Annotated in this window: 1 protein-coding gene; it reads right to left on the bottom strand. The window is 68.2% G+C overall.

Annotation, left to right across the window (positions count from 1 at the left end; all coding sequences use genetic code 11):
• A partial coding sequence (locus tag HA073_RS30205; RefSeq protein WP_166457867.1) for a Clp protease N-terminal domain-containing protein occupies positions 1 to 742 on the bottom strand: 742 nt, incomplete at both ends.

The following is a 742-nucleotide window of genomic DNA, read 5'->3' as shown; positions in this document are numbered from 1 at the left end:
GCCCGCACCGACGAGCGTGTGGATCTCGTCGATGAACAGGATGATGTCACCGCGGGTGCGGATCTCCTTGAGCACCTTCTTCAGACGCTCCTCGAAGTCACCGCGGTAGCGGGAACCGGCGACCAGGGCACCGAGGTCGAGGGTGTAGAGCTGCTTGTCCTTCAGCGTCTCGGGCACCTCACCCTTGATGATCTTCTGCGACAGCCCTTCGACGACGGCGGTCTTGCCGACGCCGGGCTCGCCGATCAGCACCGGGTTGTTCTTGGTGCGGCGGGACAGCACCTGCATGACCCGCTCGATCTCCTTCTCGCGCCCGATGACCGGGTCGAGCTTGCCCTCCCGGGCGGCCTGGGTCAGGTTGCGGCCGAACTGGTCCAGCACGAGGCTGGTCGACGGCGCGGCCTCACCCGGCGCGGCACCGGCGGCGGCCGGCTCCTTGCCCTGGTAGCCGGAGAGCAGCTGGATGACCTGCTGGCGGACCCGGTTCAGGTCGGCGCCCAGCTTCACCAGGACCTGGGCGGCGACGCCCTCGCCCTCGCGGATCAGGCCGAGCAGGATGTGCTCGGTGCCGATGTAGTTGTGGCCCAGCTGCAGCGCCTCGCGCAGCGACAGCTCCAGCACCTTCTTCGCCCGCGGCGTGAACGGGATGTGCCCGCTCGGCGCCTGCTGACCCTGGCCGATGATCTCCTCGACCTGCTGACGCACACCCTCCAGCGAAATACCCAGACTCTCCAGAGCCTTC

The organism is Micromonospora sp. CMU55-4, assembly GCF_011602315.1.
Lineage (GTDB): Bacteria > Actinomycetota > Actinomycetes > Mycobacteriales > Micromonosporaceae > Micromonospora > Micromonospora chalcea.
The sequence above is the reverse complement of the archived record's forward strand: the minus strand, read 5'-3'. Positions and strand labels throughout refer to the sequence as shown.